This is a genomic window from Streptomyces sp. NPDC043427, assembly GCF_056436655.1.
In genome coordinates this window covers 25696-50575 of sequence record NZ_JBWKCC010000048.1, presented here as the reverse complement: position 1 = coordinate 50575, position 24880 = coordinate 25696, and the positions used below count along the sequence as shown (strand labels likewise).

Here is a 24880-nt window from a genome sequence, read left to right as displayed (position 1 = left end):
CGCACCCGGGCAGCCGCCTCTCGCTCCTCCAGCATTCCCAGCACCGACGCCACCGCGAACCCCTCGACCATGAAGCGGACACAAGACGTCGCGATACCTGCCTCAACCCGAGCGAAACCATGCTTGACCAGCAGGAATCAAGGGATCACGTTCGGTTGAGATACGGCTTCTTAGACGCAGAAGCTACCCACAACGCCCCGGAAGTCCCACTACAAACCACACAACCCAGGTCAGCCCCATCCCACCCCGTAAAAGCCCATTCTCAACCAACCCCCAACGCCGCACCTCACACCCCACCCAACACACCAACTACCCACCCCCCGATCGACAACTTGAAGCCGCCTGTTTCAGCCTGTGAACGTTTCTGCCCGCGTGTTTTGCGCGAGGTATTGACGCTGATCACCGGAACCCTATTATCCAGTTGCTCGATACTTCGACCCGTGTTCGCCATGCCGAACACTTCAGGGCCGCACCACACCGCCTCCGGACAGCCCCTGACGGGCCGAACCGGAGTCGCTTGCTCAAGGATGACGAGGTCCTTATGCACAGACGTAGTTTCAGTCTCAGACGTCCGTCCGCGGTGCTCGCCGCCGTGGTCGCGGCCCTGGCCGCGTTGGCGGCGCTGCTCGTCGCCGGCCCGGCTCAGGCGGCCACCTCCAGCGACGTGCGCGGTGTTGATTCCGGCAAGTGTCTCGATGTGTCGGGCTTCAGCCAGACCGACGGCGCGAACGTGCAGATCTGGGACTGCCACGGTGGAGTCAACCAGCAGTGGACGTTGACGGACAGCAACCAGCTGACCGTGTACGGCAACAAGTGCCTGGATGTCCGGGGCGGCGCCACCACGTCCGGGACCCCGGTGCAGATCTGGACGTGCAACGGCAGTGACAACCAGCAGTGGCGGGTGAACCCCGATGGCACGATCGTCGGCGTGCGGTCCGGGCTGTGCCTGGAAGTCTCGGGCTGGGGTAAGGCCAACGGCACGGGAGTGCAGATCTGGTCGTGCCACGGCGGCGCCAACCAGAAGTGGACCGGCCTGTCCGGGGCGAGCAACGCGTGTGCTCTTCCGTCGACCTACCGGTGGACCTCGTCGGGTCCGCTGGCGGAGCCGGCGAACGGGCAGCTCGCGCTGAAGGACTTCACCACCGTGAAGTACAACGGCAAGAACCTGGTCTACGCGACCACCGCCAACGCAGGTGGGTGGGGCTCGACGATGTTCAGTCCCTTCACGAACTGGTCGGACATGGGGGCGGCCACCCAGACCAAGACGAACCAGACCGCGGTGGCGCCCGAACTGTTCTACCTCTCGACCAAGAACATCTGGGTGATGGTGTACCAGTGGCCGGCGTTCCTCTACAGCACGTCCAGCGACCCCACCAACCCCAACGGCTGGTCCGCCCCGCAGTCGCTGTTCACCGGCACGCTCCCCCCGGGCCCCGATCCGAACCAGCAGGACGCCCCGCTCGACGCGACCCTGATCGCCGACAACCAGAACATGTACCTGTTCTTCGCCGGTGACAACGGCAACATCTACCGGACGAGCATGCCGCTCGAGAACTTCCCCAGCAGCTTCGGCTCCTCGTACACGACGGTCATGAGCGACGTAAAGGACAACCTGTTCGAGGCGCCGGAGGTCTACAAGGTCCAGGGCCAGAACCAGTACCTCATGATCGTTGAGGCGTCGGGTACGAACCGCTACTTCCGCTCGTTCACCGCCTCCAGCCTGAACGGTCCGTGGACCCCGCAGGCCGCCACCGAAAGCAACCCCTTCGCGGGCCAGGCCAACAGCGGTTCCACCTGGGCCCAGGGCGTCAGCCACGGTGACCTGGTCCGCAGCAACCCCGACCAGACCATGACCATCGATCCCTGCAACCTGCAGTTCCTCTACCAGGGCCTCCTCAAGGACATCCCGCCGGGCACCGGCTACATGAGCCTGCCGTACCGGCCGGGCGTGCTCACCCTGCAGCGCTGAACCGCCCGGTCCACGGTGATCGCGATGGGGTGCGGTCCGCCGACGCGTAGACGAGCGGTCTACGGCGTAAGCGACTCCACCTGCTGACCGATACTCACCGCCTTGAGGAACCCCAGCCGCGCGTCGGCTGGGGTTCCTCCCTTTCGTGGTTTTCCCCCGCGGGCGCATGGCGGCGTAACGGGCAAGCGTGCACTGATCCGTACCTGACATCCGTGCGCAGTCCGGCAGGATGCGATGACGATCCCGCATTCGAGGAAGTCGTGGCCGAACGCCGCTGGTGCCCGGCTGGTCGGCCTGGTGGATCAAGTCGATGACGTCGTCCACCATGCCCTGGCGATTTGGCCCAGAGACGGCCTAGTCCGCGCCCGGAGACGCCCAGGGCCCCGTGGATCACTCATGACGTCCTCGGGGGCCCGACTCGGGGGCCGCACCGTGGGGGCCGGCCGCGTGCCGGGCAGTGGAGCGCTGCTTTGTGTTGGGGTCCCGTTGTCAGTGCCCGGGAGCACAATGGGGAGGTTCACTCACCTGGAGCAACAGGAACACGATGGAAAGGCGCCTCATCCGTACCGCCGTCTTCGGCACGCCGGACTCAGACGAGCCGGCTCTGTGCCCTGAGACCGCTGAGGAGCTGGATGCGTTCCGGCGTGACCATGAGGACGTCACCATCTGGTGCGGCACCATGTTCGAGGGCGGTTGTGGCCGTCAGCTCATGACCCGGCGGTGCACCGACAAGATCTGCCACTTCGCCCACTACGGAAGCGGCGGCTCCGACCATCAGTGCGGCCGCAAGGAGCGCGGCAAGGACAGCGCCGACCATCTCTTCGCCAAAGCCCACCTGGCGTCCTGGCTGCGGGCCCACGCCACCACCGCCGAGTTCACGTTCCCCGAGCCTCGCGGCTCCGCTGTGGTGATGCGCCTGGAGGACGGGCGGACTCTCCTGGTCCACCTGGACCGGAACCGGCCCGTCGCCTGGGAGAACGAGGCGTGGGAGACCATTCTGGGGCCCGGCGTAGCCATGTCCTCCGGCGTCCTTGCCCAGCGCGGCTACGTCCATCGGATCCGTTTCGAGGACCGTCCCGGGGGCGGCCGCACCATGCGCTGTTCCGCCCCCGCCACCGCTACCGCTACCGCTACCGCTACCGCTACCGCTACCGCTACCGCTACCAGCCGCATCATGCGACACCGAAATGAGAACTGCGCCTGGTATAGAGGTAAGTCGTCGCAGCTTGGCCATGCGTCCCTCCGGTTCTTCGCCCCATGTGCGGTTGCCCGGGTGGGCGGGACCGCGATTGGTACTGAGACGCCGGAGAAGGGCGCGGCGTTCGGCCCGTGGTCCGGAGATCTCCACGCCTTCCCCGCTCTCACCCCTTCCGTCGCGTTCCAAAGGTCGTGCGGGGGTTGCGCCTCTTGAGCCTCGCCCCCCTCCGTGGGTCGCGGGCAGCCGGGGTCAGGCGCCAGTATCCGTACGGGTTGTGGAAGAAGTCGTCGTCCTCGAACCGTTCGCACTCCACACGGTTCATGATCCAGCGCGTGGCGTCCTGCGCGATGCGGAAGCCCTCGCCGTTCTGGACGCCGTGGTCCGGCTGCTCGGTCAGCAGGTAGTACGACGCGATCTCCATGGTGGTCACCCACTCCCACAGCAGCTCCGGCTCGGGCACCGCGGTGCTTCTGGGGGCCAGCTCCACGTCGGCCTCGCCCAGGAGGTGCATGCCGCAGCTGTAGTAGACCTCCCCGTCGTGGATCACCGGCACGACCCACGCCCGGACGAGGGCGCCGACCAGGTCGTCCGCGGTCTCGGCGGCCGCCGCCTCGCTCGCCAGGGCCAGCCACCGCTCCCGACCGCAGGCCACCCCGCTGGACTCGTTCTTCACCGCGGTGGCTCCGTTGGCCAGCAGGGCAGCGGTGACGGCCAGCGCCCGGCGGGACACGTCGAGGCCGGTGGCCTGGGAGACCGGCGGTGACAGGACATAGGCGACCGAGTCGTGTGCGTCCACCGCGGCCCAGTCGTCGTCGCCGAACTCGTCGACGCCGGTGGCCCGGCGGGAAGCCACCGCGACGTCGAACGCCTCACGCATCCGGGGGGCAGGCTCCCGCTGGAACTCGTCGAGCGTGAAGTCCCCCGCGCCCGCCTCCTCGATCACCCTGCTGATGACATCGGGATCCAGGCCCACGCCGACCGCACACAGCACGTGCCTCGGCGTCACACCGGACGCCGGGACCACGAAGCGCGTGCCATCGATGACGTGTCCTTGCCACACCTTGCTCATCTGCCCAGCATCGCAGATGTGCGTACGACGTTGTGATCTCTGTGGCACCAACAGACATTGCGGTCCGGCCCGTTCAGGCGGTTCCCCTCGTCCCCGGGAAAACAGGGGCGCGGGAACGGTCGGTCACATCTGGCTCCACCTCTGGTTGTCCTGACCGTTGCAGGACCACAGGACGAGCTTCGTGCCGTTGGCGTGGTCCGCGTTGTAGGCGTCCAGGCAGAGACCGGATGCGACGTCTCACCTCAGCGCGCTGGAAATTCTCATCAAGTGTCGCTCTTGGGTCTCACTCCATGTTCCGCCCCCGCCACCGCTACCAGCCGCATCATGCGACACCGAAATGAGAACTGCGCCTGGTATAGAGGTAAGTCGTCGCAATCAGAGTGACGCTCGGTCGGGGATGGCGTCAGAAGTGCCGTTCCCGAGACAGTGGAGCGGAGTGGGGTGTACCGCCCCATGACAACCGCGCCGCTACAGAAACCGCCCCACGGCAGTGACCTCGCCCTTCCTCGACACCCGACCAGCGGAAACACCCCGGCCTGACAAGCCGTCACTGACACCCACCCACTGACACCAACCTGCCACATCGCACCAGAGCGCTGTGCGACGGCCCGCGAATAAGGTATACAGCAGGCCCTGAATTCCGGGTGGTCAGAACTCAAAATCTGTCGACCGCACGTGCGTTAAATCCGCTCGGAGGCCGTCGGCACCGGGGGCCCCACTCCGTGAAATTCGACTCGGTGATGGCCTCCGCGACGATCGGATGCAGGTCTTCCTCCGTCGCACCGGCCTCCTGGAGCTGGAGGATCTGCGCGGCGTAGGCAGGCGAGATCGGCGTAGTGATGGTGCGCTCGCGGCCGTCGTCCGAGCTGCCCGTGCAGGTGAATCCGAAGTAGGCCGTCACCTCCACCATCATGCCGCTGGAGGTCGCCGCTCGCTCCCGCGCCTGCGCCCTGACCTGCGGTTGCCACTGAGATTCAGTCTCCTCCACCAGCGCGGCCTGCAGACGCTTCTGAGGGCGCTGTCACGTTGGCTGAGCGGGTGGGATGATCTCCGGGTTGATCATGGTGGAGGGCGATCGTCCGTGGGGAGCGCGTCGCCGCAGTACATAGGGCACCGGTACCCGGTCGAGGTGATCTCCCACTGCGTGTGGCTGTACTTCCGGTTCCCCCTCAGCTTCCGTGAGGTCGAGGAGTTGATGCTCCAGCGCGGCGTGATCGTCTCCTACGAGACCATCCGCCGCTGGTGCATGAAGTTCGGGCAGCAGTACGCCAATTCGCTGCGCCGCCGCCCCGGCCTGGTGACAAGTGGCACCTGGACGAGGTCTTCATCAAGACCAACGGCGAGCAGAAATACCTCTGGCGGGCTGTCGACCAGGACGGCATGGTGCTGGACATCCTGGTGCAGAACCAGCGGGACAAGACCGCGGCCAGACGCTTCTTCCGCAGGCTCCTGAAGAAGACCCGCACGGTGCCAAGGGTGATCATCACCGACAAGCTCCGCTCCTACAGGGCGGCCCACCGCGAAGTCATGCCCTCCGTCGAGCACCGTTCCCACAAGGGCCTGAACAACCGGGCGGAGAACAGCCACCAGCCAACCAGGCAACGCGAACGGGCAATGAAAGGCTTCCGCGGCACCGGCGCAGCCCAGCGGTTCCTCTCCGCGTTCAGCGGCATCTCACCCCACTTCCGACCCCGACGGCACCTGATGAACGCCACCGAACACCGCACCGAGATGATCAACCGCTTCGCGATCTGGGACCAGATCACAGGCGCCGCCGGCCAGCCCACCACAGCTTGAGCCAAGGCTGACGCCTGGGCCAGCCACACCCTGGCACCCCATCAGACACCCACATCCCCAACAACGTGACAGCGCCACCCCTGCCCCTGTCAGCCGCGTGGCCGCACCAGCCCCTGCCGCACCGCGAACAGCGCGGCCTGGGTCCGTGAGGTGAACCGGAGTTTGCGCAGCACGTTGCTCACGTGGGTGCGGGCGGTGCGCTCGCTGATCACCAGTTCGTCTGCGATCTGCTGGTTCGACCGCCCCTCGGCGACGAGGACGAGGACGTCACGTTCCCGGCCGGTGAGCGAGGCGAGCCCGGTCGGTGGCGAAACAATCTCCTGGGTGAGTCCCCTGGCCACCACGGGATCCAGGAACACCTCGCCCCGGGCGGCCGCGCGGATCGCGGCGACCACCTCACCCGCTTCGGCGTCCTTGAGGAGGTAGCCGACGGCTCCCTGCGCGAGCGCGGCGTGGACGCGTTCCATCTCGCCGAAGCTGGTGAGCACCACGCCCCGGAGCCCGGGGTGGCGCTGCTTGATCACTCCGATCGCCGTGACCCCATCCATCTTGGGCATGAGCAGGTCGATCAGTACCACGTCCGGCAGTTCCCGGTGCGCGGCCATCGCGTCCAGTCTGGTGAGGGCCTCCTCACCGTCGGCGGCCTCCGCGGCCACCTCCATGTCGTCCAGGACCTCGAGGTAGGCGCGGATTCCACGGCGTACGACGGCGTGGTCGTCTACGATCAGGACCCGGATCGGACGGGGTCCGCCGGCTCCCGGAGCGGGACCGCCGTCGGGGCGCTCCGGGACTCCGAGTCCGCGGGAGGCGACTCCGGTACCCGTACGGGGAGGGGTATGACGACCCGTACGGCCGTACCGCTCTTCCCGGATCTGATCCTCATGGTGCCGCCCCATCGCTCCGCCCTTTCCCGCATGGTCGTCAGTCCGTATCCCTGGCCGCCGGTCGAGCCGGTCGTCCGGCTGCCCTCCCCTTCCGGCACGGCCCGGCGCCCACCGGATGCCGCGAAGCCGCGACCGTCGTCACGGACGCTCGCGGTCAGAGTGTGGTCGCGCACGCCGAGTCGGATGGTGACGCTGGTGGCCTCCGCGTGCTTGACCGCGTTGTGGATGGCCTCCGCGACGATCCGGTACATATCCTCGGCCAGGTCCCGTTCGACGGCGTCCAGCTCCGCTCCGCACAGCAGCTGGATGCTGAGGCCGGTCCGGTTCTCGGTGCTCTTGACGAGCGCGCTCACCGCGTCCTCCAGGCCGAGCCGGGTGGAGGAGGACGGACGCAGTTCGTGCACCATCGCCCTCAGGTCGGCGAGGACGGTCCGCGACAGGGCCCCGACCTCGTCCGCGAACTGCTGGACGGCCTCCGCGGGCACCGGTCCGCCGCGCGCCCCCAGCACTCCGGCCGCGTTGGCCTGCATGCCGATGGAGAACACCTGCTGGACGATCGAGTCGTGCAGGTCCCGGGCGAGGCGCTGGCGCTCGTTCCGGCGGGCCCCCTCGCGCTCGCGCTGCAGCAGCGTGGCGTAGTCGACGGCGAGCGCGGCCTGCTCCGCCATGGCGGCCAGGAACTCCAGCGTCCGGCCGCCGATCTCCTGCCCAGGCGCGAAGTACGCGTTGAGCACGCCTTCGGGACGGCCGCGCGCCATCAGCGGGACGCTGACGAAGGAGTCCCAGTTGAGCTCGCCGAGGTAGGCGTGCAGCGGTTCCCAGGCCGGGTCCTCGCGGATCTGGGCCCAGCGATGGGGGACGACGATCGGTTCGCGCTCCTTCAGGGTGTCCAGCATGCACAGCCGGGCGCCTCGGTCGCGGCACTCCAGCAGACGGTCGAGGAACGCGTCCCAGTGCCGCAGCCCCGCCGAGCCCATCAGCCGCAGTTCCCTGCCGGTGCTGTCCAGGATGAGGATCTGCACACCGGCCAGGCCGTCGGTCTGGACGATCTGCCGGGCCACGGCGTCCAGGATCGAGCCGAGCGAGCCTTCCGAGGCAAGGGCGATCGACGTCTGGGCGATCGCCGCGATCCTGCGCTGCCGGTGCCATGCGGCGGTCACGTCGCGGAACGACACGACCATGAGCTTCGGGTCGTCCGGCAGGCCGCGGGCGCGGTAGGCGAACTCTCGCCGGGTGCCGGAGGCGGGCTCCCAGTGGACGACGCTCTCGTCCGACTGCTCCTCCAGCAGCCCTGCCCGCCACTCCCCACGGGCCCCTTCGCCGAGCGTGAACGGGGACGTCGTACCAAGCAGGTCGGCCTCCGCGCTTGCGCCGCACATCGCGACCCCCGCGCGGTTGACGCGGACGAACCGGCCCCCGAAGTCCACGACCGCCAGGCCGTCCGGCGCGACGGCGGCGACCTCGTCCCACCCCACGAGCGGCGATGCGGACATGACCGGTCTCCTCCTCATCATCATGATCGACGGGCGACGGACCTGCCGTCGAAGACCGCCGTGCCGGAGGCGATGCGCCGGAGAACGCGTCGGTGGTGAGCGGGGCAGGGGGCGCCTGGCCGGTCACAGCATCGTAGCCCGGCGGATTCGGCGCGGGTCTACGTCATTCGTCCTGTTCACCGCCCCGTCGAAGCGCCGAGCCGGTCGAGTCATTGCACGCGTTCCTCAGGGCTGCGCCCCGCCTACCGTGAGGAAAGAGCGCCCGTGGTCCGCTGCTCCCCGAGACAGCGCCCCGGCCGTGTGCCCGGCCGTGCGGTCTGCCCATGCCGCGAGGACGAGGAGGTCTGAGGTATGGACGTGTCCATCGGCACGATCTGGGAGGCGGTCTCCCGGGCCCTGCCCGATGCCGTCGCCATCACCGAGCCCGGACGTGACATCACCTACCGGGAGTTCGACGAGCGCGCGTCACGGCTGGCCGCCGCGCTGGAGGTGGCCGGGGTGCGCGGGGGCGACACCGTGGCCTGCTACCTGTTCAACGGCTCCGCTTACCTGGAGACGGTCTTCGCCGCCTTCAAGCTCGGCGCGGTGCCGGTGAACGCCAACTACCGCTACACCGGTGAGGAGCTCTCCGAACTCCTCACCGACGCCGACGCGGCCGCGGTCGTCTTCAGCGGTGCCCTGGCCGACCGGGTCACGCACGCCGCCGGCCACGTACGCACGCTGAAGCTGCTCGTGCGGGTGGGCGATCGGCCGGCCGACGGCCCGGCCGGCCCCGACGTGCCCGAGCTGGAGGCGCTGCTTGCGGCCCACGCACCACGGGAGCCGTGGGCGCGGCCCGGCTCGGACCGGCTCTTCATGTACACCGGCGGGACCACGGGCAGGCCCAAGGGCGTGGTGTGGCGGCAGAGCGATCTGCTGCACTCCCTGGTGGTCCCGATCTTCCATCCGCTCGGTGTCCGCGAGCTCCCCTCGACGCTCGGCGAGGTCGTGGCCGTCGCGGTCGGGGCCCACGGTGAAGGCCGTGCACCGACCACCATGCCCGTCGTGCCGCTCATGCACGCCACCGGGCTGTTCAACACCATGGGCGCCCTGATGGTGGGCGGCCGGGCCGTCACCGCGCGGCCGGGCGGCCTCGACCCGGAGCACGTCTGGCACACGGTCGCCGAGCAGCGGGTCGAGACGGTCATCGTCGCGGGCAACGCCGTGTGCCGACCACTCGTCGATGAGCTCGCCCACGCGGAGGAGATCGGGACACCGCACGACCTGAGCTCCGTGCGCCGGATCCTCAGCTCCGGCACCGCGCTCAGCGACCCACTCAAGAGGGTGCTGCACGAGCGTGCCGAGGTCACGGTCATCGACGCCATCGCGTCCAGTGAAGGCGGTCCCTTCGCCTTCGCGATCACCTCGTCGGTACGGGACCTGCCCGCTCGCTTCTTCCCCGTGCCCGCGACGAAAGTGGTCGGCCCCGATGACCAGTTCGTCGAACCCGGCAGTGACGAGGTCGGCACCCTCGCCTACCGCGGGCCCATGCCGCTCGGTTACTACAAGGACACCGCGAAGAGCGCGACGACGTTCCGCACCATCGACGGGGTCCGGTACGCGATCCCCGGCGATCTCGCCACGATCGAGGCCGACGGCGCGATCCGGTTCCTCGGACGCGGCTCGGGCGTGATCAACACCGGCGGGGAGAAGGTGCACCCGCAGGAAGTCGAGAGCGTCCTGCTCTCGCATCCCGCGGTGAAGGACTGCGTCGTCGTCGGGGTCCCCGACGAGACCTGGGGAGAACGGGTGGCAGCCGTCGTGGCGATCCCGCCCGGCGCGGCCGTCACCGGCGAGGAGCTGCGTGACTGGGTGCGGCTCAACCTCGCCGGCTACAAGGTGCCGCGTTCCGTCGTCCTGAGGGACTCCCTGCCGCGCACCCCGACCGGCAAGCTCGAAATCGCTTGGGCCAGGAAGACGGTCCGGGACTCCGGCGCGGGCGACGGAACGTGACAGCCGGGTGTGAGAAGGCCGCTCTGAACGGCTGTGGTGCCGCTGGGACGCGCATCCGGATTGCGGGCGGCACCGCCGGTTCACGGGAGATGCACGCCTCGGGACGGCGGCACCCGGGCAGCGGCGGCGTATGTCATGCTCTGCCGCCCTGTCGGGTTTCAGCCCACGCGCTCCTGGCGGGCTTCGAGCGCCCGCAGCGCCTCCACCACGCCGGCCACGTGGTCCCGCATGGCCGCTTCGGCCTCCGCCGGGTCGCCGGCGACGATCGCCCCGATGATCCGCTGGTGCTGGGGCAGCGACACACGAGTCCGTCCCGGCACCAAGGAGAGCATGAACTGGTGCCGGACCACCTGGGCCCGCAGCCGTTGAATGACCTGGTTGGCCGTCTCGTGGCCGACGATGTCGCGCACACGGCGGTGCAGGCAGGCGTTGAGGTCGCTGTAGGCCATCAGTTCGCCGTCGGTGACCGCCTGGGCCGCGCCGATCCCGCGCAGTTCCTCGGCTCGCGCAGGGTCGCCCCGTTCCGCCGCGCGAGCGGCGGTCATGCCTTCCGGAACCATCCGAACCTCCGTCACCTCGACCGCCTCGACCGCCTCGACGAAGGAGATCTCCCGGACGCGGGCGCCGCTGTTGCGCTGGATTTCGACCAAGCCCTCCACCTCCGGTTGTGGGAGTGCCGACCGAACACCGGAGCGGCTGGCGCCGAACTGTTCGCAAAGGTGCGCATCGATCAGGCGTTGTCGCGGCACGCAGTCACCGCGCAGCAGCGCGGCCCGGATCACATCGGTGACGCCGGTACCCCCAGAAGTGCTCACCGTGCTCCGACACCATCCACCACGGGTCCAGGTCAAGAAGACAGTCGAGAAGACCGGCGGTCAGTCCTGATAGGTGACGCCCAGTTCGGCAAGTCTGGCTCGCAGTCCGTAGTAGTCGACGCCCAGCGTCCCGGAGCGCAGGACTTCCCGGGTGGCGGCCTCCTTGGCGATCCGCTTCTCGGCGAGCTGTGCCGCCTCCTCCGCCTCGGCCAGGGGCACCACGACCACGCCGTCGTCGTCGGCGACCACGACGTCACCGGGCGAGACGGCAACCCCGCCGAGCGTCACGGGCACGTTGACCGATCCCGGGGACGCCTTCACCGTGCCCTGGGCGGAGATCGACCGGGCCCAGACGTGGAACCCCATCTCCCGCAGTTCGACGGTGTCACGCACACCGGCCGCCGTGACGAGTCCGATGACGCCCCGAGCGGCGAGGGAGGTCGCCAGCAGTTCGCCGAACATGCCGTCCGTGGACGGCGAGGTGGTCGTCACCACGAGGATGTCCCCGGGCCGGCAGACCTCGACGGCGGCGTGGATCATCAGGTTGTCCCCCGGGTGGGAGCTGACCGTCACCGCCGGGCCGGCTATGCGCACGTTCTGCTGGTTCGGCCGCAGACCGGTTCCCGCGAAGCCACGGCGGCCGATGGCCTCGTGGACGGTGGACACCCCCGCCTCAGCGAGCCGGGCGACGACGTCCGCGGCGGGCCGGTCGATGTTCCTCACGACGGCATGACGGTTCGGCATGTCTCCTCCGGGGGCTACAGGGCTGGTATCAGGAGAATTACCTACATCCACACCATTGTCAATAAATTCCTTGACTATATGCCGACTTCGGGCGGTTAGACCTCTTTCACCCCGCACTTCGTATGTGAAAACCGCGCTGCGACAACGGAGTTCGCATGGCCCCGGGGTCGACGCGCCTCTCCCCTCTCGATCCCAAGGAGTCCTCATGACCCACGACACCCCCACTCCGCCCGAAGGTGCGCTGCTGGTCGTCAGCGCGCACGCCGGCGACTTCGTCTGGCGGGCCGGCGGCGCCATCGCGCTGGCCGCCGAACGCGGTCAGCGTGCGAAGGTGCTGTGCCTGAGTTTCGGCGAGCGCGGCGAGTCCGCCCGGGCCTGGCGGGACGGCCTGCGCCTCGGCGAGATCAAGGAGCTGCGCCGTACGGAGGCCTCGAACGCCGCGGCCGCGCTGGGTGCGGAGATCGAGTTCCTGGACGCCGGGGACTATCCGCTGCTGGAGACCCCGGAGTTGGTCGACCGCATCGTGCGCGTGTACCGGGAGGTCGACCCCGCGGTCGTCCTCACCCACACCCTCGCGGACCCCTACAACGGCGACCACCCGGCAGCCGCCCGCATGGCGCTCCAGGCCCGTGTGCTCGCACAGGCGGTCGGCTATGACGCGCCCGGTGAACCGCTCGGCGCTCCCCCGGTGTTCTTCTTCGAGCCGCACCAACCAGAGCAGTGCGACTTCAAGCCGAACGTCCTGCTGGACATCACGTCGGTCTTCGACAGGAAGCGCAAGGCCATGGAGTGCCTGGCCGCCCAGCAGCACATGTGGGACTACTACACCGACCTCGCCAAGCGGCGCGGCGTACAGCTGAAGCGCAACGCAGGTCCCAACCTCGGCCTCTCACACGGAACCATGGGCGAGGCGTACGTGCGGCTCTACCCGCAGACGACCGGAGTGCTGGCATGACGGCGCCACTCAGGACCGGTGGCCGCGGGACCACGCACATCTGGGTTCCGTTCCGCGACACGTCCCTCTACGTGGACTACGCGATCGAGATCGCGGACGGGACGGAGGAAACCGCCCGGACGCCAGATCACCGGAGCGTGCTGGCCGCCGCGGTCCCCGAGGACGGCATCACGCGCGACGACCGCTACGGCACACCGATGTGGCGCATCGACGTCCGGCGGCTGCACGCCGTGGTCGAAGCTCTCTGGAGCGAGGACCGCCAGGTGCGGATCCACCTCGACCAGACGCCGCGTCCCGGCCGGCACGCCGGCACGCGCGACGGATGACGTAGTCCGGGCCAGGACCATGCGCCGCCCCGTTCCGGTCATTCGAGCGATGACCTGCGCGTTCCCCGGTGGCTAGCGTCAGTCACGGCCGCCGATCCACGGCGGCAGTGGTCCGCGATCGACCGTGCCGAGGAGATGACGAACGTGATGAGCCCATCAGTCCCCGGCCCGGACACGCGCACTCTCGCCACCACCGGCGCCGAGTTCGAGGGCACCGTCACCGTACTGACCCGTCGGACGGTGGCGGACGATGTCGTGTCACTGGAGCTCGCACCGCGCTCCGGTGACGACGGACCGCTGCCGTCCTGGCAGCCGGGAGCGCACATCGACGTCGTCCTGCCCACGGGTGTCACCCGCCAGTACTCGCTGTGTGGCCCGGCACAGGACACGGCCTGGTGGCGCATCGCGGTGCTGCGGGAGCCGGATGGACGCGGCGGTTCCCAGTGGATCCACGACAGCGTCCACGAGGGCGGCGAGCTCACGGTGCGCGGTCCCCGCAACAACTTCCCCCTGCGCACCGCCCCGAAGTACCTGTTCGTCGGCGGCGGCATCGGCATCACCCCGCTGCTCCCGATGATCGCCGAGGCCGAGGCCGTGCGGGCCGAGTGGTTCCTGCTCTACGGCGGCCGCAGCCGCACGTCCATGGCGTTCCTGACCGAACTGGAGCGCTACGGCGAGCGTGTGACCGTGCGCCCGCAGGACGCGTACGGGCTGCTCGACCTCGCCGGCTTCCTCGGCGATCCCGACCCGTCCGCCCTGGTCTACTGCTGCGGTCCGGCCGGACTGATCGACGCGGTCGAGGCGTACTGCGCCACGTGGCCGAGCGGCGCGCTGAACGTCGAGCGGTTCGCCGCGGCGGGCGGGCGGATCCCCGTCGGCGGTACGGCCGAGCAGCCGCTCGAGGTGGAGCTGCGGGCGTCCGGGGTGACGCTGACCGTGCCGCCGGAGCTGTCGGTCCTCAAGGCCGTGGAGCAGGCGGGCGTCCCGGTTCTGTCCTCCTGCGAGGAGGGCATCTGCGGCTCGTGCGAGACCGCCGTCCTCGAGGGCGAGGTCGAGCACCGCGACTCCCTGCTCACCGAGGACGAGCGCGCCGCGAACGACACGATGCTCATCTGCGTCTCCCGCGCCCGCAGCGGCCGCCTCGTCCTCGACCTCTGACTGGACCCCTGAAAGGAAAGACCCGCCATGCTGACACCGCACGTACGCAACGGCTGGTACCTGGGAGCCTGGTCCGACGAGATCGGCCGGACACTCAAGCAGCGCTGGATCACGGACCTCCCGGTCTGCTTCTACCGGCTTCCCGACGGAACCGTCACCGCCGTCGAGGACCGCTGCCCACACCGCAAGTACCCGCTGTCCCTGGGCCACCTCGACGACGAGGGCGTCCTCCAGTGCGACTACCACGGCTACCGCTTCGACGGCCAGGGCGTGTGCGTCGGGGTCGCCGAGCAGGCCGACCGGCCCAAGGCGGCGCTGCGCCGGTTCCCGCTGGTCGAGCGGGACAGTGCCGTCTGGATCTGGCCCGGTGACCCGGAGCTCGCCGACGAGAGCCTGCTGCCCGACACCTCGTGGCTCACCGACCCGAACTGGACGCACGTGCACGGTGTGGTCCCGCTGAAGGCCCGGCACCTGCTCCTCCTGGAGAACCTCCTCGACCTCACCCACGAGACGTTCCTGCACCCCACGAGCATCGGCAACGCCGCCGTCGCCGCCACCCCGATCGACGTGACGGTGGACGGCGACCGGGTCAGCTTCAGCCGCCGCATGGTCGGCATCGAGGCGCCCCCGTTCTACGAGAAGTCCTGCGGACTGACCTCTCCGGTGGACCGCTGGCAGGACGGCGACTTCTACCCGCCGGGCATCTTCGTCCTCAACATCCGCGTCGCGGCCACCGGCACCGAGGAGCCGGACGGCTTCCACATGAAGGTGCTGTACGGGATGACGCCGGGGCGCGGCAACGAGACGCACGACTTCTACGCGCTGGGCCGCGACTACCTCATCGACGACCAGGAGCTCACAAAGTTCCAGCACGAGCAGCAACTCGCCGTGATGCAGGAGGACGTCGACGCCCTGGAGGCCCAGGAGGTGATGTACGCGTCCGATCCTGGCGGCACCGCCGAGTCCAGCATCAGGTCCGACCTAGCCGCACTGCGCGGACGTCGCGCGGTGGCGAAGATGCTCGCCCGCGAACAGCGGACCGGCGGCACGCGCCCCCGGGCTTCCGCATGAGCGGCCGCCACGTCTTCGTACTGCTCCACGGAGCCTGGCACGGCGGCTGGGCGTGGCAGCGCGTCGTCCCGCTGCTGCGCGCGGCCGGGCACGAGGTGCATGCCCCCACGCTGACCGGGGTCAGCGACCGCGCCCATCTGCTCAACCCGCAGGTCGGGCTCACCACGCACGTCCAGGACGTCGTGGCGCTGGTCGAGGCCCACGACGCCCGCGATGTCGTGCTCGTCGGGCACAGTTACGCCGGCCAGATCGTCACCGGGGTCGCGGACCGGATCCCGGACCGGCTGGCCAAGCGGATCCACCTCGATGCCTTCGTCGGCGACGACGGTGACGCGGCGATCGACCTGCTTCCCGAACGCATCGCCGGGCACTACCGGGAGTCCGTGGCCGGACCCGGCTTCGGCTGGCTCATCCCGGTGCGCTCGCTGAGCGTGCTCGGCGTCGCCGAACAGGCGGACCTCGACTGGCTCGGCCCGCGGCTGACCCCGCACCCGTGGCTCAGCTACACCGAGCCGCTGCGGCTCACCGGCAAGGCGGCCCAAGTCCCCGGTGTCTTCCTCGAATGCACCGACTGGATGCGGGTGTTCACCCCGCACGCCGAGCGGGCCGCCGCCCGCGGCTGGCCGGTCCACGAGATCGCCACCGGACACGAGGCCATGGTCACCGCCCCCGCCGAACTGGCCGAACTGCTGCTGGAGATCGCAGCAGCCTGACCTCGTGAAGGGACGCCCGTGGAATTCCTCGTCCGCACCGAGAACACCCTGCCTCCGGACACTCCCGACGACGTACGCGAAGCCCTGCGCAAGGGTGAGCGCGAACGAGCCATGCAGCTCAGGGAGGCGGGAATCCTCAAGCGGCTGTGGCGGGTCCCTGGCCGTAACGCCACCATCGGCCTGTACGAGGCGGCCGACCCAGCGGAGCTGCACGACGCCCTGGCGTCCCTGCCGATGTGGAAGTGGATGGACATCACGGTGGAGGCCCTGGCCACCCATCCGCAGGAGAAGGCGCCATGACCGGCCAGGAGAGCCCTCGGGTCGCGGTCGTCACGGGCGCCGCCGGCGGCCTCGGGCAGGCCATCGTCCGCAGACTGGCCACGGACGGGTTCACGGTCGCCGCACTCGACGTCGCCGAACCGGACGGCGCCGGTGACGTTGCCGGTGTGCGGCCGTGGCGCTGCGATGTCAGCGACCCGGCGGCCACCCGTCGGACGGTGCACGAGGTCGCCGAGACATACGGCGGAGTCGACGTCCTCGTCAACAACGCCGGTCTGCTGTCCGGCCGTGCGCCACTGCTGGAGGCGACCCCCAAGGAGCTGCACCGCTTCTTCGCCGTCAACGCCGTCGGCCCGCTGCTCATGGTGCAGGCGTGCGTGCCGTATCTGCGCGGCAGCCCGCACCGCGGGCGGATCATCAATGTCGCGTCCCGCACCTTCTTCACCGGGGCACCCGGTCAGATCGCCTACGTGGCCGCCAAGGGCGCGCTCCTCGGGATGACCCGGGTGATGGCGCGCGAACTGGGCGCGCACCGGATCACGGTGAACGCGGTGGCGCCCGCGCAGGTGGCCACCCCGGGCACCCGGGCGCACTCCGGCGACGAGGTCTTCGCCGAGACCATGAGCCGACAGGCGATCAAGGAGTTCGTCACCCCCGAGCACTTCGCCGGGCTCGTCTCCTACCTCGCCTCACCGGACGCGGCCATGGTCACCGGTCAGACGCTCGTCTGCGACGGCGGCGGACTCCTGCACTGACCGTCACGGCAACCACACAGGAGAGGAGAGGAACGGGATGTCCAGCAGCACACCCCAGGTACCCGGTACCTACGTCTTCGACGCCGCCGAGAGTCGCCGCGGACGGGCACTGAACCAGCTCTGCGGGTCCCTCAAGTACGCCGAGAACCGGGAGAGGTTCAAGGCCGACGAAACCGCGTACTGCGCGGCGTACGAACTCACGGCGGAGCAACGGGACGCCGTTCTCCAACGCGACTGGACCCGGATGATGGAACTGGGCGGCTCCATCTTCTACGTCTTCAAGCTCGCCATGGTCGACGGGAAATCCATGCAGTACCTCGGCGGGGTCTTCACCGGCATGACCCCCGAGGAGTTCGCAAAGGCGCTCAAAGCGGGAGGGCGGAGCTTTGGCTGAGGTGATATGGGGACTGGCCACCTCGCACGTACCGTCGATCGGTGCGGCCATGGACCACGGGAAGACCGAAGACCCCTACTGGAAGCCGCTGTTCGACGGATACACACCGGCGCGCGAGTGGATGGCCCGGCACACCCCCGACATCGCCGTCGTCGTCTACAACGACCACGCCAACGCCCTCGATCTGAGTGTCACGCCGACCTTCGCGATCGGCTCGGCCCCGTCGTACCAGGTGGCCGACGAAGGGTGGGGCAGCCGTCCCGTGCCGGCCGTCACCGGCGCCCCGGAGTTCTCCGACCACCTGGTCAAGAGCCTGATCGACGCCTCGTTCGACCTCACGGTGTACCAGGAGCTCGATGTCGACCACGGCCTGACCGTGCCGCTGTCGGTGTACTGCCCCGACCCCGGCGAGCGCTGGCCGTGCGCGGTGGTGCCCCTCCTGGTGAACGTCATCCAGTACCCGCAGCCGACCGCCGCGCGGTGCCTGGCACTCGGCCGCGCACTCGGCGAGGCGATCCGCGCCCACTCGGAGGACCTGAAGGTCGCCGTCTTCGGCACCGGCGGCATGTCCCACCAGCTCGCGGGCGCCCGCGCCGGGCTGATCAACCAGGACTTCGACCGGATGTTCCTCGACGCGATCGAGCACGACCCGGAGAAGCTGGCCGCGCTGACGCGCGAGGACTACATCCGCGAGGCCGGCTCCGAGGGCATCGAACTCATCATGTGGCTGATCATGCGCGGCGCGCTGGGTCCACGGATCCGCCGGGTGCACGAGACGTACCACGTGCCCGCCTCGAACACCGCGGCCGGGATGGTGTTGTTCGAGAACTTGAGCGTCCGTTCCTGACCGAGGTCCGGTGACTCATGCGCCTCGCGTCGTCAGCCCCGCTCGGCCACCACCTTCGCCACCGGCCCGGCGCAGCGCTCGATCCACTGGGCGACGGCGCCGTCCGGCGGCGCGACGATGGCCTCTTCGATGCCCAGGTCGGCGTGTTCGGCCATGGCCTCGGCGAAGCCGTCGAGCGTACCGCTGGGGTCCATGTAGAGGACGGTCTTGCGGATGGTTCGGTAGTCGCGGTCGACGTCGTCGCGTTGGTCGCGCGGCACCTTCAGCTTGTGCGCCACGCTCTCCACGTCGGAGACGAAGAGGTTGCAGGCGTGCGCGTACCGGGCGACCAACCGCAGGGTCTTCTTCTCCAAGCCCCCGCCGATCATGATCTCCGGGCGCGGGGTCCTCACCGGTGCGGGGGTGCAGATCGTCTCGGCCAGGTGGTAGTGCCTGCCCTCGAAGGGGCCGTTGTTCTGCGGGTCCCACATCTGCCCGCAGATGCGCAGCGTCTCCTCCAGCCGCTCGAAACGCTCGGCGACCGGCGGGAACGGCACTCCGAGACCGATGTGCTCACGTGCGTACCAGGCGGCGCCGAGCCCGAGGAAGGCCCGGCCGCCGGCAAGCACGTCGAGCATGGTGACGATCTTGGCCAGCAGCCCGGGATGACGGTACGTCACCTCGCTGCGCCGGTCTTCAGCCGCCTCGTCGATGGCTCCTACCTGTCGGTGATCGGCACCGTGAAAGTGTGGGTCATCGACGCGCACCGCCGCCGAACGCGCCCGCGGCGGTGATCCTGGGGACGCCGTACGTGCCGTCCGACTCACGGTGCACGGCCTGTATCCGTGCGGTGAGAGCGGCGTCGGCCGCCTGCCGAGCGGCCCGGTCCGCGGCGGTGCGGCGCCAGTAGCAGAAGCTGGAGCGGGCGACGCCGAGGATGGTGCACAGCCGCTTCACGCCGTAGCCGCGCTGGTGGTCGGCGACGAACTGGAAGCGTTGCGGTGGGAACACGAATCGGCGTACTGCGCGCTCCGCCACACGATCATGAACGGGATCTTCACACCCAGGAGACAATCTCCGGCACCAGCCCCGCCGATTGACATCCATAGGGGCCTCAAGCTCGCCGTCCGCTACGAGGCGACCGTCCTGGTCGCAGCCATCAATGAGTGGTTGTGACCAGCACTTTCGAAACGCGCCCCAGCGGAGAGAACAAGTCCGCACTCGATGCGATCGTGCAGTAGGTAGGCATGGCGATCGACCTCGCTACCCGCCGGGAACCGACCCAGATGATCAGCGACGAGCGGCATGCGCAGATCCAGTCGATACGACTCATCGCCGCGACCGCGACCGCTGCCGCGGGGCAGGTACGCGACATCCGGCTCGACCGACTTGAGAGCCCACCCGTCCCCCGGTCAGATCTCTTCGAAACCATCATCGAGCTCGCCCTGGATCAAGCCCGTTCGGCGCTCGCCGGAGCGGCACTCGAAGCCCTGGCGAAGCGCATCATCACCTCACGCCTGGGAGTATCACTGGAACTGGGTGAAAGCTGAACTGCCTGGATATGGCTTCCTCGTAACGGATGCGCTCGAAGATACTTCCGGGCCAATCAGTTCACCTGCACATACACCCCAGTCACCTGCGGACAAGCCTCCGCAAGGAGGTCGCGCCCCACTGGCCGGCTCATCCACGCCGTGGATGAGCCGGATACGGGATTCGGATCGCGCGGAGGATGGCGGTGCTGCCAGGGACAGCCCATAGTCGTCCCTACCCGCACGCCGCTGTCCGGACCAGCCGCCGACGTGCGGTCGTCCCCAGCATGCCGTGCGCCCTCGGCGCCCCGAGAAGGCATGCCCACCCTCGTACGCCGTCCCCTGGAGTCGCCATGCCCGGTTCCGTGTCCCCGACCCCGCCCTCCGCCGCGGTCGACGACGGTGCTCCGTCACCCGTCGCCGTGTCGGGCCCCGCTCATGTGGTGCGCCTGACCTTGCTGATGGTGGGCAGCTGTCTGCCGATCCTGGGCGCGGTGCTGATCGCCCCGGTGCTGCCGAGAATGCAGGAATTCTTCGCGTCGACGCCGGGGGCCAAGGCGCTGGTGCCCCTCGCGCTGACCGTTCCGGCGCTGTCGCTGGCACTGCTGGCCCCCTTCGCCGGGGTGATCGTGGACCGGCTGGGCCGCAAGCGCCTGCTGATCGTCGCCACCGTCCTGTACGCCGTGTTCGGAACGGCGCCGCTCTGGCTGGACTCGCTGGGCGCGATCATCGCCAGCCGCGCCCTGGTCGGTGTCGCCGAGGCCGCCATCATGACCTGCTGCACCACACTGATCGGCGACTACTACAGCGGCCGGCAGCGGGCGAAGTACCTGGCGCTGCAGGCCGTGTGTACCTCCGCGTCGGCCACCGCCTTCTTCGTGGTCGGCGGCGCCGTCGGCGCGGCGGGCTGGCGCGTGCCCTTCTGGATCTACGCCGTGGCCCTGGTGATCGCCCCGCTGATGGCCGCCGCCCTGCCCAACCCGGCGGCCCGCGCGGCCACCCACGAGGCCCCGGCCGTGGCCATGACCGGTCGTCCGTTCCCCTGGCGGCCGCTGGCGGGGATCTGCGCCCTCACCTTCTTCGGAGCGATGGTCTTCTACACGGTCCCGGTGGAGATGGCGTACCTGCTCGACGACCTCGGTGTGAAGGACCCCGGCGTCATCGGCCCGGCCACGGCGATCGCGAGTGCCGCCACCGTGGCCGGAGCGGTGATCTTCGCCCGGCTGAAGCGCTCCCCGGACCCGATGCTGCCCGCGGTCTTCGCGGTCTGCGCGGCCGGTTTCGGGGTGATGTTCCTCGCCGGCAGCGCCCCGCTGCTGGTCGTCGGGGCGGTGGTCAACTGTCTGGGTACGGGCATGCTGCTGCCCGCCCTCCTCACCAGTGCCATGTCCCGGCTGGCGTTCGAGGACCGCGGCCGGGGCACGGGACTGTGGACGTCGGCCTTCTTCGGCGGCGCGTTCGTCTGTCCGCTGGTGCTGCTCGGCCTGGAGCAGGCGGTCGGCTCTCTCGCCGGTGCGGTGGGCACGCTGGGGCTGGCCGCGGCCCTTGTCGCGGCGGGACTGCCGGCGGCTCGCCGCCGTGCGGACGCCATCGCCCCCCAGCCGATGCCCGAGCAGGCGGCCTGAGCAGAGCAGACGCTGCAGACGTGGCAAACGCGGCAGTGGACCGGCCGCACACCGCGGAACCCGTCCCCACGGCGACCCATGGGGACGGGTCGTGCCGGTCCCGGGCCGTGATCAGAGCCGGCCCGGCGCCGGCCCGGCGCCCTGTCCGACGGACGGTGCCTCCGCCGTGCCGTGGCCCGTCAGCGTCGCGCCCACCTCCGCGGCCTTCTGCCGCAGCCAGATGTGGGCCGCGTCCTGGGTGTGCACCGGGTGCCACCACATCGCCTCCTGCACCGGCACGGCCTCGAACGGGCAGGGCAGGACCCGCACCGCGGCGGAACGGACCGCCCGGCGCGCCAGACGCTCCTGGATCATCGCGATCCGGCGGGTGCCCTCGACCATGTGGGGCAGCAGCTGGAAGGTCTGCACGGACACCTCCACCCGGGGGCTGATGCCGAGCATGCTGAGCTGGCGGGCGGCCGGGGCGTCGTAGGGGCGCTGGTAGACGGCCCAGGGCAGGCGGGCCAACTGGTCGAGGGTGACCTCGTGGCCGATCTCGGGGTGGTCGTCGGCGATCATGCACAGCCAGCGGTCCTGGTGGAGGTCGACGAAGGGGAAGCCGTCGATGACGCCGTGCGGCATCAGCAGTCCGTCGACGGTGCTCAGCAGGGTGGCGGTGTTCTCCGTGATGTCGGGCGTCGGGTGCCGGAAGGTGAGCCGGATCCCGGACGCCTCCTGGTGCAGCACGCGGGCGAGGGCGGCGCCGAACACGGCCGCGCCGTAGTCGGCGGCGAGCAGGGTGAACTCGCGGATCTCGGCGGCCGGGTCGAAGTCGGCCTGGCTGGAGAAGACACGCTCCAGCAGGTCGCACGCGGTGGCGCTGCGGTCGCGCAGGGCGACACCGAGCGGCGTCAGCTCGTAGCTGTTGCCGGTGCGGGCGAGCAATTCGTCGTCGAAATGGCGGCGCAGTCGGGACAGCGCCGCGCTCATGGCGGGCTGGCTGAGTCCGACGCGCTCGCCGGCCCGGGTCACGTTGCGCTCCTCCAGCAGCGCGCGCAGGGCGAGGACCAGATTGAGGTCGAGTCTGGACAGGTTCATCGGGCACCACCTGTGCGAGCAAGAGCCATCCACGTCATGGATTCGGCGCATCCATAGGAGAAATTTCCGTGATCCGCCGATCGAGGCCACAGTAGACCGCAACCCAGCAGGAGGAAATCTGATGGCAACGCTCGTGCAACCTGCCGGCCCGTTTGCGCTCGGCACGGTATCCGTTCCGGACGGGGAGCCGTTTCCCGGTCTCCTGGCCAAGGAGCGGGTACTCGACCTGGGCAAAGCCCTGGACTGGGCACCCTCCGACATGCGTGCCGTACTGGAACGCTGGGAGGAGACCCTCCCCGTCCTGTACGCCCTGGCGGACGACGACGCCCTGGACTGGCGGCCGCTGGACGGCCTGCACGTGCACGCCCCGCTGGAACCCCGCCAGATCTTCCAGTCCGGCGCCAACTACCGCCAGCACGTGATCGACCTGGAGGTCGCCCACCGCTCCCCCGACGACCCGCGCACCGTGGAGGAGGCCCGCGCGGAGATCGCCGCGGTCATGGACCGCCGAGCCGCCGAGGACCTGCCGTACGTGTTCATCGGGCTGCCCAGCACCATCGCGGGCCCGTACGACGACGTCGCACTCCCTTCCTGGGCGAAGAAGCCGGACTGGGAGCTGGAGCTGGCGGCGGTCATCGCCAAGTCCGCCTACCGGGTCTCCGTCGAGGAGGCCCCGGAATACGTCGCCGGCTACACGATCGCCAACGACCTCACCGACCGCGCGACCGTCTTCCGGCGGGACATGCCCGCGATCGGCACCGACTGGCTGCGCTGCAAGAACGCCCCCGGCTTCACCCCGCTCGGGCCCTGGATCGTGCCCGCCGAGTCCGTCTCCGACCCCGGTGACCTGCGGGTGACGCTGAAGCTGAACGGCGAGACCATGCAGGACGAGTCCACGAAGGACATGCTCTTCGGCGTCGCGCGGCTGGTGTCGTACATCTCGCAGACCTCCCGGCTCCTGCCCGGCGACCTGGTGCTGACCGGAAGCCCGGCCGGCAACGGCATCCACTGGGGGCGGCTGCTGCAGGGCGGCGACGTCATGGAGGGGTCCATCACCGGTCTTGGTATGCAGCGCACCCGCTGTGTGGAGGAGAACTCGTGAGCCTGGACCGCCACGACCCGGAGGGTGCGATCGCCGAGGCCGCCAAGGCGTACTCCAACTGGGGACGTTGGGGCGAGGACGACGTGCTCGGCACGCTGAACTTCCTCGGCGAGGCCAAGCGGCGCGAAGGCGCGGCACTGGTGCGCCGGGGCGTGAGCTTCTCGCTCTCGCAGCGGTTCGACATGGACGGCCCGCAGAAGGGCTGGCGCCGGCGGACCAACCCGGTGCACACCATGCTCGACACCGGCACCGACGCGGCGCTGGGCAACCAGGGCTTCCCGCACGGTATCGGCGGCGCCGACGACGTGATCGCGATGCCGCTGCAGTGCTCCACCCAGTGGGACGGCCTCGGGCACATCTTCGACCACGGCAAGGCCTGGAACGGACGTGACGCCGAGAAGGTCGTCACCTCCGCCGGCGACCTGGTCACCGGGATCGAGCACATGGCCCCGTACGTCGCCGGTCGCGGCGTACTGCTGGACGTGGCCCGGGCCATCGGTGACGACGACGGCACGCCGGAACTGCCCGACGGTTTCGCGATCACCACAGAGCACCTGACCGAGACCGCCGAGGCCCACGGCGTGAGCGTCGGATGCGGCGACATCGTCCTCGTCCGCACCGGGCGCCTCGCCCGCGCCCGGCGTGACGGCTGGGGCGACTACGCGGGCGGCCCCGCGCCCGGTCTGTCGTTCACCACCGCCGGCTGGCTGCACCGTACCGAGATCGCCGCGATCGCCACCGACACCTGGGGTTTCGAGGTGCGGCCGAACGAGTTCGAAAACGCCTTCCAGCCGCTGCACCAGGTCGTCATCCCCAACATGGGCCTGCTGATCGGCGAGATGTGGGACCTGGACGCCCTCGCCGAGGACTGCGCGGCGGACGGCGTGTACGAGTTCTGGCTGACCGCCGCACCGCTGCCCATCACCGGAGCCGTCGGCTCCCCGGTCAACCCCATCGCCGTCAAGTAACCCGCCCGGCCGCCGACCCGCTCAGCCGCCCGGCGCCCAGCCGCCAACCCGGCGCTCGCCGACCGCCCCGGCACGCGGCCGCCGACCCGCTCGGCCGCCGGCCATCGGCGCCGACCTGCTCACCCGCCGGATGCGCCGCCA

24 protein-coding genes and 3 pseudogenes are annotated in these 24880 nt (G+C 69.7%); 17 read left to right on the top strand and 10 right to left on the bottom strand.

Annotated features, from left to right (window positions below; genetic code table 11):
• The first annotated feature begins 541 nt into the window (after positions 1-541).
• Together AC067M_RS43810 and AC067M_RS43805 are read left to right on the top strand one after the other, a co-directional pair.
• Positions 542-1969 (top strand): non-reducing end alpha-L-arabinofuranosidase family hydrolase, encoded by a 1428-nt coding sequence (locus AC067M_RS43810; RefSeq protein WP_478702584.1) that lies wholly within the window; start codon positions 542-544, stop codon positions 1967-1969.
• 544 nt (positions 1970-2513) lie between these two features.
• A complete protein-coding gene (locus AC067M_RS43805) occupies positions 2514-3380 on the top strand; it encodes a competence protein CoiA family protein (RefSeq protein WP_478702583.1) in 867 nt (288 codons plus the stop codon).
• Here AC067M_RS43805 and AC067M_RS43800 read toward each other — a convergent pair.
• The 3 genes and pseudogenes from AC067M_RS43800 to tpg form a co-directional block, all read right to left on the bottom strand.
• Positions 3331-4236 (bottom strand): hypothetical protein, encoded by a 906-nt coding sequence (locus AC067M_RS43800; protein WP_478702582.1) that lies wholly within the window; start codon positions 4234-4236, stop codon positions 3331-3333. The two genes, AC067M_RS43805 and AC067M_RS43800, sit on opposite strands and share 50 nt — an antisense overlap.
• Before the next feature lie 123 nt (positions 4237-4359).
• Positions 4360-4473, bottom strand: a pseudogene (locus AC067M_RS43795) (RICIN domain-containing protein); the annotation flags it as partial.
• 418 nt (positions 4474-4891) lie between these two features.
• Positions 4892-5224 carry a telomere-protecting terminal protein Tpg gene (gene tpg, locus AC067M_RS43790; RefSeq protein ID WP_478702581.1) on the bottom strand — a complete coding sequence of 111 codons (333 nt, stop codon included), beginning with the start codon at positions 5222-5224 and terminating at the stop codon, positions 4892-4894.
• A gap of 93 nt (positions 5225-5317) precedes the next feature.
• On the opposite strand from tpg, the pseudogene AC067M_RS43785 reads away from it, so the two are divergent.
• A pseudogene (locus AC067M_RS43785) lies at positions 5318-6033 on the top strand (IS6 family transposase).
• An 89-nt stretch (positions 6034-6122) separates the two neighbouring features.
• On the opposite strand, the gene AC067M_RS43780 reads toward AC067M_RS43785, so the two are convergent.
• Both AC067M_RS43780 and AC067M_RS43775 read right to left on the bottom strand, forming a co-directional pair.
• On the bottom strand, positions 6123-6770 hold the full coding sequence (locus AC067M_RS43780) for a response regulator (protein ID WP_308404494.1): 648 nt from the start codon (positions 6768-6770) through the stop codon (positions 6123-6125).
• A complete protein-coding gene (locus tag AC067M_RS43775) occupies positions 6758-8410 on the bottom strand; it encodes a sensor histidine kinase (protein ID WP_478702580.1) in 1653 nt (550 codons plus the stop codon). Before AC067M_RS43775 ends, AC067M_RS43780 begins: the two co-directional genes overlap by 13 nt.
• Before the next feature lie 351 nt (positions 8411-8761).
• On the opposite strand from AC067M_RS43775, the gene AC067M_RS43770 reads away from it, so the two are divergent.
• Complete coding sequence (locus tag AC067M_RS43770) at positions 8762-10402, top strand: AMP-binding protein (RefSeq protein ID WP_478702579.1); 1641 nt, start codon at positions 8762-8764, stop codon at positions 10400-10402.
• A 158-nt stretch (positions 10403-10560) separates the two neighbouring features.
• Here the strand turns inward: AC067M_RS43770 and AC067M_RS43765 are convergent, their stop codons facing one another.
• Both AC067M_RS43765 and AC067M_RS43760 read right to left on the bottom strand, forming a co-directional pair.
• Positions 10561-11184 carry a GntR family transcriptional regulator gene (locus AC067M_RS43765; RefSeq protein WP_478702578.1) on the bottom strand — a complete coding sequence of 208 codons (624 nt, stop codon included), beginning with the start codon at positions 11182-11184 and terminating at the stop codon, positions 10561-10563.
• A gap of 93 nt (positions 11185-11277) precedes the next feature.
• Positions 11278-11961: a 4-carboxy-4-hydroxy-2-oxoadipate aldolase/oxaloacetate decarboxylase gene (locus AC067M_RS43760; protein WP_478702577.1), complete on the bottom strand. Its 684-nt coding sequence runs from the start codon at positions 11959-11961 to the stop codon at positions 11278-11280.
• Positions 11962-12166: 205 nt separating this feature from the next.
• Here AC067M_RS43760 and AC067M_RS43755 point away from each other — a divergent pair, with 205 nt between their 5' ends.
• The 9 genes from AC067M_RS43755 (at position 12167) to AC067M_RS43715 (ending at position 18459) form a co-directional block, all read left to right on the top strand.
• Positions 12167-12916 carry a PIG-L deacetylase family protein gene (locus tag AC067M_RS43755; protein ID WP_478702576.1) on the top strand — a complete coding sequence of 250 codons (750 nt, stop codon included), beginning with the start codon at positions 12167-12169 and terminating at the stop codon, positions 12914-12916.
• A complete protein-coding gene (locus tag AC067M_RS43750) occupies positions 12913-13242 on the top strand; it encodes a hypothetical protein (RefSeq protein WP_478702575.1) in 330 nt (109 codons plus the stop codon). The genes AC067M_RS43755 and AC067M_RS43750 overlap by 4 nt, the downstream gene beginning before the upstream one ends.
• A 147-nt stretch (positions 13243-13389) precedes the next feature.
• Positions 13390-14400: a PDR/VanB family oxidoreductase gene (locus tag AC067M_RS43745; RefSeq protein WP_478702574.1), complete on the top strand. Its 1011-nt coding sequence runs from the start codon at positions 13390-13392 to the stop codon at positions 14398-14400.
• A gap of 27 nt (positions 14401-14427) precedes the next feature.
• Positions 14428-15471: a Rieske 2Fe-2S domain-containing protein gene (locus AC067M_RS43740; protein WP_478702573.1), complete on the top strand. Its 1044-nt coding sequence runs from the start codon at positions 14428-14430 to the stop codon at positions 15469-15471.
• A complete protein-coding gene (locus AC067M_RS43735; RefSeq protein ID WP_478702572.1) occupies positions 15468-16184 on the top strand; it encodes an alpha/beta fold hydrolase in 717 nt (238 codons plus the stop codon). Before AC067M_RS43740 ends, AC067M_RS43735 begins: the two co-directional genes overlap by 4 nt.
• Before the next feature lie 18 nt (positions 16185-16202).
• Positions 16203-16484 (top strand): muconolactone Delta-isomerase family protein, encoded by a 282-nt coding sequence (locus AC067M_RS43730; protein ID WP_215453050.1) that lies wholly within the window; start codon positions 16203-16205, stop codon positions 16482-16484.
• Positions 16481-17218, top strand: coding sequence for an SDR family NAD(P)-dependent oxidoreductase (locus AC067M_RS43725; RefSeq protein ID WP_478702571.1), 738 nt, complete (start codon positions 16481-16483; stop codon positions 17216-17218). The genes AC067M_RS43730 and AC067M_RS43725 overlap by 4 nt, the downstream gene beginning before the upstream one ends.
• 37 nt (positions 17219-17255) lie before the next feature.
• Positions 17256-17612, top strand: coding sequence for a protocatechuate 4,5-dioxygenase subunit alpha (ligA, locus tag AC067M_RS43720; protein ID WP_478702570.1), 357 nt, complete (start codon positions 17256-17258; stop codon positions 17610-17612).
• Position 17613: 1 nt separating this feature from the next.
• A complete protein-coding gene (locus tag AC067M_RS43715) occupies positions 17614-18459 on the top strand; it encodes a class III extradiol dioxygenase subunit beta (protein ID WP_478702587.1) in 846 nt (281 codons plus the stop codon).
• A 32-nt stretch (positions 18460-18491) separates the two neighbouring features.
• Here the strand turns inward: AC067M_RS43715 and AC067M_RS43710 are convergent.
• Together AC067M_RS43710 and AC067M_RS43705 are read right to left on the bottom strand one after the other, a co-directional pair.
• Positions 18492-19118 (bottom strand): annotated as a pseudogene (locus AC067M_RS43710) (LLM class flavin-dependent oxidoreductase); the annotation flags it as partial.
• A 73-nt stretch (positions 19119-19191) separates the two neighbouring features.
• The gene (locus AC067M_RS43705; protein WP_478702569.1) at positions 19192-19449 is read right to left on the bottom strand and encodes a hypothetical protein; all 258 of its coding nucleotides are present in this window, start codon (positions 19447-19449) and stop codon (positions 19192-19194) included.
• A 236-nt stretch (positions 19450-19685) separates the two neighbouring features.
• Here AC067M_RS43705 and AC067M_RS43700 point away from each other — a divergent pair, with 236 nt between their 5' ends.
• Together AC067M_RS43700 and AC067M_RS43695 are read left to right on the top strand one after the other, a co-directional pair.
• Positions 19686-19988 carry a hypothetical protein gene (locus AC067M_RS43700; RefSeq protein WP_478702568.1) on the top strand — a complete coding sequence of 101 codons (303 nt, stop codon included), beginning with the start codon at positions 19686-19688 and terminating at the stop codon, positions 19986-19988.
• 332 nt (positions 19989-20320) lie between these two features.
• Positions 20321-21592, top strand: a complete 1272-nt coding sequence (locus AC067M_RS43695; RefSeq protein WP_478702567.1) for an MFS transporter — start codon at positions 20321-20323, stop codon at positions 21590-21592.
• A gap of 111 nt (positions 21593-21703) precedes the next feature.
• Here the strand turns inward: AC067M_RS43695 and AC067M_RS43690 are convergent, their stop codons facing one another.
• The gene (locus tag AC067M_RS43690) at positions 21704-22669 is read right to left on the bottom strand and encodes a LysR family transcriptional regulator (protein ID WP_478702566.1); all 966 of its coding nucleotides are present in this window, start codon (positions 22667-22669) and stop codon (positions 21704-21706) included.
• Positions 22670-22790: 121 nt separating this feature from the next.
• On the opposite strand from AC067M_RS43690, the gene AC067M_RS43685 reads away from it, so the two are divergent.
• Positions 22791-23771 (top strand): fumarylacetoacetate hydrolase family protein, encoded by a 981-nt coding sequence (locus AC067M_RS43685; protein WP_478702565.1) that lies wholly within the window; start codon positions 22791-22793, stop codon positions 23769-23771.
• Positions 23768-24739, top strand: coding sequence for a cyclase family protein (locus tag AC067M_RS43680; protein WP_478702564.1), 972 nt, complete (start codon positions 23768-23770; stop codon positions 24737-24739). The genes AC067M_RS43685 and AC067M_RS43680 overlap by 4 nt, the downstream gene beginning before the upstream one ends.
• The last annotated feature ends 141 nt before the right edge of the window (positions 24740-24880 follow it).

Coding starts and splice junctions, on each gene's coding strand:
- AC067M_RS43755 (WP_478702576.1), top strand. CDS start 12,167: ATGACCCACGACACCCCCACTCCGCCCGAAGGTGCGCTGCTGGTCGTC.
- AC067M_RS43685 (WP_478702565.1), top strand. CDS start 22,791: ATGGCAACGCTCGTGCAACCTGCCGGCCCGTTTGCGCTCGGCACGGTA.
- AC067M_RS43760 (WP_478702577.1), bottom strand. CDS start 11,961: ATGCCGAACCGTCATGCCGTCGTGAGGAACATCGACCGGCCCGCCGCG.
- AC067M_RS43750 (WP_478702575.1), top strand. CDS start 12,913: ATGACGGCGCCACTCAGGACCGGTGGCCGCGGGACCACGCACATCTGG.
- AC067M_RS43745 (WP_478702574.1), top strand. CDS start 13,390: ATGAGCCCATCAGTCCCCGGCCCGGACACGCGCACTCTCGCCACCACC.
- AC067M_RS43695 (WP_478702567.1), top strand. CDS start 20,321: ATGCCCGGTTCCGTGTCCCCGACCCCGCCCTCCGCCGCGGTCGACGAC.
- AC067M_RS43775 (WP_478702580.1), bottom strand. CDS start 8,410: ATGTCCGCATCGCCGCTCGTGGGGTGGGACGAGGTCGCCGCCGTCGCG.
- AC067M_RS43740 (WP_478702573.1), top strand. CDS start 14,428: ATGCTGACACCGCACGTACGCAACGGCTGGTACCTGGGAGCCTGGTCC.
- AC067M_RS43770 (WP_478702579.1), top strand. CDS start 8,762: ATGGACGTGTCCATCGGCACGATCTGGGAGGCGGTCTCCCGGGCCCTG.
- AC067M_RS43800 (WP_478702582.1), bottom strand. CDS start 4,236: ATGAGCAAGGTGTGGCAAGGACACGTCATCGATGGCACGCGCTTCGTG.
- AC067M_RS43735 (WP_478702572.1), top strand. CDS start 15,468: ATGAGCGGCCGCCACGTCTTCGTACTGCTCCACGGAGCCTGGCACGGC.
- AC067M_RS43805 (WP_478702583.1), top strand. CDS start 2,514: ATGGAAAGGCGCCTCATCCGTACCGCCGTCTTCGGCACGCCGGACTCA.
- AC067M_RS43690 (WP_478702566.1), bottom strand. CDS start 22,669: ATGAACCTGTCCAGACTCGACCTCAATCTGGTCCTCGCCCTGCGCGCG.
- AC067M_RS43700 (WP_478702568.1), top strand. CDS start 19,686: ATGGCGATCGACCTCGCTACCCGCCGGGAACCGACCCAGATGATCAGC.
- ligA (WP_478702570.1), top strand. CDS start 17,256: ATGTCCAGCAGCACACCCCAGGTACCCGGTACCTACGTCTTCGACGCC.
- AC067M_RS43725 (WP_478702571.1), top strand. CDS start 16,481: ATGACCGGCCAGGAGAGCCCTCGGGTCGCGGTCGTCACGGGCGCCGCC.
- AC067M_RS43810 (WP_478702584.1), top strand. CDS start 542: ATGCACAGACGTAGTTTCAGTCTCAGACGTCCGTCCGCGGTGCTCGCC.